This is a genomic window from Skermanella sp., from assembly GCF_059503625.1.
In genome coordinates, this window is record NZ_JCACHA010000516.1 from 1 (window position 1) to 2,126 (window position 2,126).

2 protein-coding genes are annotated in these 2,126 nt (G+C 56.3%); both read left to right on the forward strand.

Annotation, left to right across the window (positions count from 1 at the left end; genetic code table 11):
* The first annotated feature begins 604 nt into the window (after window positions 1-604).
* Window positions 605-829, forward strand: coding sequence for a hypothetical protein (locus AC5JJ6_RS11105; RefSeq protein ID WP_496042092.1), 225 nt, complete (start codon window positions 605-607; stop codon window positions 827-829).
* A gap of 264 nt (window positions 830-1,093) precedes the next feature.
* A partial coding sequence (locus AC5JJ6_RS11110) for a polyhydroxyalkanoate depolymerase (protein WP_496042093.1) occupies window positions 1,094-2,126 on the forward strand: 1,033 nt, incomplete at its 3' end.

The window sequence follows — 2,126 nt, forward strand, 5'->3', positions numbered from 1 at the left end:
TAAATCATGGACGCCGCCCGACCAGTGCGGATCACGTTGGACTTGGAGTGCAGCAGTGAGATAAGCATGTAATCCTGTTGTTTTTAAGACTATCCGAACATATTGACTATGCAATAACATTGGATAGAGTATTTTTCCCCAAAAAATCCAAGAAATCACTCAGAATATTCTATTAGAACTCCCTCAGTAACTAAATAAATTAGCAGTAATGCCCCCATTACAAGAAATCGTTTCTGTGTCCGACCTCAACTATCCCCTCATTTTTCTGCTAGGGAAATCAATGCTATGCCGCTCAATGGGCACCAGGCTCTTACCGCCATAACCGCTTTATGGTTGTGACGCTCGACGGCTTTCCGATAGCTGCAACAACCTATAGGCCGACATTTCGTAATCGATGTCGTCAAACAAGTCATTTAGAGGCATCCAGAAGTATAAAAATGAGGGGATCCCTGAGGTGTCCGACACGCGTTCTTTTCGGACATTGTTTACGAGCATAGTTTTCGATACAGCTACCTTGAGGAGAAAACGGCCTGGACAGCCCGGCGTCCGGTGGGATAACCAGGCGGCGGAGCAGGGGAACCTGCGGCAAAGCGGGGGAGGGGACATGGCGGAGGACGAGGTTTTTACGGCGGCAACGGGGCAGGGGGCGGGGCTGGTGGTGTCGACCGGCATCCTCGGCGACCTCGTATTGCCCGCCGGCGCCTTCGATCCGGAGCATGCTGACGAGATCCGCAAGTTGGCCGCCCCGGCTGCTGTGATTCGGTGCGCCGTCAGACCCCTGATCGGCCTCGAACACGGACCCCGCTCAACGCGCAACAAGCCGTTATAGGTCGTGGTGATTTACCTGTCTTACCAGGGTCTGCCTTGGGTGCCGATCAGGGGTCCGATAGCGCGCCGAATTACACATAGGAGCCACAAAAGTTGTACGGTGAAACAAAGTTGATATGAGGATGTTGCTGTAGCCTGAGCAACTCCTCAATGGGCAGAAATCCAGCAAAGAGGTAGCTGCGGCAGAATCGGTGAAAGTCTCTCCGGAGCGCTCGAAGAGATGAGATGTGTTCCAATGGGGGCGGGCCAGGTAAGTGAGGGAACTTTGCTCTACGATCTCTATGACATGCAGCATGCGGTCCTGTATCCGGCACGCGTGCTGGCGGAAGCTACACAGAACGCTTTTCAGAACCCGTTCAGTCCCGCATCCTATACGCATTTCGGTCGCACTATCGCCGCTGGAGCGGAATTGTTCGAGCGCACAACGCGGCGGTTTGGCAAACCGGCTTTCGGTCTTTCCGTCACCAGGGTCAACGGTGACGATGTGGCAGTGAAGGAAGTTCCAGTCCTCTCAAAGCCGTTTTGCAATCTCGTCCATTTCGAACGCGATACCGACGAGGTCCATCCGACGGTTCTCGTTGTCGCCCCGATGTCGGGCCATTACGCTACGCTTCTGCGCGGCACGGTCGAGGCGCTGCTGCCCGAGCACGACGTCTACATCACCGACTGGCTCGACGCGCGCACCGTGCCGCTGTCCCGGGGCTCCTTCGATCTGGAAGACTACATCACGTACGTGATGGAGTTTCTAGTTCACCTCGGCCCGCATACCCACGTCATCGCGGTGTGCCAGCCGACCGTGCCGGTTCTGTGCGCGGTTTCCCTGATGGCCCAGAACAACGATCCGAACCAGCCCGCCTCCATGGTCCTGATGGGCGGCCCGATCGACACCACCGCGGCACCGACCGTAGTCACTGAACTGGCGACCACGAAACCGCTGGAATGGTTCGAGCATACCGTCATCCAGTCGGTTCCGGCTTATTATCCCGGAGGCTTCCGTCAGGTTTATCCAGGCTTCATCCAGCTGACCGGTTTCATGTCGATGAACCTCGACAGGCACGTGGACGCTCACGTGAAGCTGTTCGAACACCTGGTGCGCGGGGATGGCGACAGTGCCGACCAGCACCGTAAATTCTACGACGAGTACCTCTCCGTCATGGACTTGACGGCCGAGTTTTTCCTGCAAACCGTCTCGCGGATTTTCCAGCAGCATGCACTTCCCCGCGGAACCATGACATGGAAGGGCCAGAGGATCGATCCCGCTGCCATCCGACACACGGCACTGCTCACGGTCGAGGGCG